Raw genomic sequence first — 2,050 nt, 5'->3', positions numbered from 1 at the left:
GTTGAGTATATGGGTAAAGTCTTAGAATTAACCAAAAATGAAGTTAAAATTCTTTCTTATTTAATAAATAATAAAGGAAATATAGTAAAAAGAGAATCTCTTATGGAACATTTGTGGAAATCAAATTATTTTGTAGATCATAGTGCTTTAACAGTTAATATTAATAGATTAAGAAAAAAACTTGAAGACGTAGGTATAGAAAATGTCATAGAAACAAGACGAGGATTAGGATATATAATGTCATGAATATAATGGAATTTATTAAAGATAAAATTATTATAATAATGTGCAATATATTATTATTTATTGTAGTAATGGCTATACTACTTACTATTAATGTTAAATTTTTCATTATTTTATTTGTATTTTTTATTTGGTTTCTACCTTTATTTTCATATATGATTTTAGAGTTTTTTAAGTTTAAAAATTATTATGCTAAAATTAATAGTATATTAGAAAATTTAGATAAAAAATATTTGCTTCCAGAACTAATAAAAAAATCAACATTTATTCATGAAGAAAAACTTAATTATATACTGAAAGAAATCAGTAGGGATATGCATGAAAATGTGAAATATTATAGAGATATGCAAACAGATTATAGAGAATACATAGAAACATGGGTTCATGAAATTAAAACACCAATATCATCCTCAAAACTAATAATTGCAAACAATGAAAATGAAGTAACAAAAAAAATTGATTTTCAAATTGATAAAATTGAAGAGTTTGTAGAACAGGTACTTTATTATTCTCGAAGTAATAATGTGAGTAAGGATTATATTATAAAAAGTATTAACCTTGAAGATTTATTAGGAAATGTAGTTAAAAAAAATTATAGAGAATTCATCTATAAAAAGATAAGAATAGACATAAAAGAGGTTAATGAATTAGTTTATAGCGATGGAAAATGGGTTGAATTTATTCTTAATCAAATAATAGGAAATGCTATAAAATATTCAAATAGCAAAGAGCCAATCATAAACATCTATTCCCTTAAAAAATTTAATTCAGTAATATTAACTATAGAAGATAATGGCATAGGCATAATAGGTAGAGATATAAATAGAGTGTTTGAAAAAGGATTTACTGGAGAAAATGGAAGAAAGTTTATGAAAAGCACAGGCATGGGATTATACATATGCAAAAAGCTCTGTTCTAAATTGGCATTAGAAATAAGTATTAAATCTGAAATAAATAAAGGAACTAAGGTTAGTATAGTATTTCCTTGTTAGCTATCAATTATTCATCGCTTACTACATTGAGGGGGAGTATTCATGTATTTTTAGATGAAACCATAGAATTAACGTTGGGTGAATTAGAAAAGTTGAGGCGTTATTAAACTACCTCAACTTTTTGTATAAATTTTTAAACTTTAATCAAATAATTTTATGTATTCTTCATAACCTTCTTCTTTTAATTTATTAAAGGGAATAAATTTTAAAGAAGCTGAATTTATACAGTATCTAAGTCCACCTTTATCAACAGGGCCATCTGTAAAAACATGCCCAAGATGAGAATCTGAAAGTTTACTTCTCACTTCTATTCTTTCCATACCATGACTTGTATCTCTTTTTTCTTTTACTACATTTCTACTTATTGGATTAGTGAAAGCTGGCCAACCACATCCAGAATTATATTTATCCATAGATGTGAAAAGAGGTTCACCTGTAGTTATATCTACATACAATCCTTTTTCAAAATTTTTATCAAATTCATTAGAATAAGGTTTTTCAGTTGCATTCTCTTGAGTAACTAAATACTGTAATTCTGTAAGTTCTTTTTTAAGCTCTTCTTTTGATTTTACTTTATATTCTTTTGCCATTTTTATCACCTTCCTTATTTGATAATACCATTAAAATTTAATTTTGTTAATTTATAGATAAAATTCTAGTAGAAATAATTATTAGTGCTAAAATAGTTATTAATTTAAATTATTAAATAAGATGTTGTAGTTACTAAAGTTTTAATTATATAATTTTAAATAAAATTATATAAAGTATTTAAAAATAAAATATAAATTGTCAATTATTAATTTAAAATCTTAATT

At 23.5% G+C, this 2,050-nt stretch carries 3 protein-coding genes; 2 read left to right on the top strand and 1 reads right to left on the bottom strand.

What is annotated here, in order from left to right:
- Together GBZ86_RS15350 and GBZ86_RS15345 are read left to right on the top strand one after the other, a co-directional pair.
- Positions 1-246 (top strand): helix-turn-helix domain-containing protein (locus GBZ86_RS15350; protein WP_170272286.1); only part of this gene is annotated, 246 nt, incomplete at its 5' end.
- Positions 243-1,235 (top strand): sensor histidine kinase, encoded by a 993-nt coding sequence (locus GBZ86_RS15345; protein WP_152892105.1) that lies wholly within the window; start codon positions 243-245, stop codon positions 1,233-1,235. The genes GBZ86_RS15350 and GBZ86_RS15345, both read left to right, overlap by 4 nt.
- Positions 1,236-1,375: 140 nt before the next feature.
- Here the strand turns inward: GBZ86_RS15345 and msrB are convergent, their stop codons facing one another.
- Positions 1,376-1,825 (bottom strand): peptide-methionine (R)-S-oxide reductase MsrB, encoded by a 450-nt coding sequence (msrB, locus tag GBZ86_RS15340; protein WP_152892103.1) that lies wholly within the window; start codon positions 1,823-1,825, stop codon positions 1,376-1,378.
- Positions 1,826-2,050: the final 225 nt, after the last annotated feature.

The sequence above is a fragment of the Clostridium tarantellae genome (assembly GCF_009295725.1).
In the GTDB taxonomy this organism is placed as follows: Bacteria; Bacillota; Clostridia; order Clostridiales; family Clostridiaceae; genus Sarcina; species Sarcina tarantellae.
Note: the sequence above shows the minus strand (reverse complement) of the source record. Positions and strands in the feature narration are given on the sequence as shown.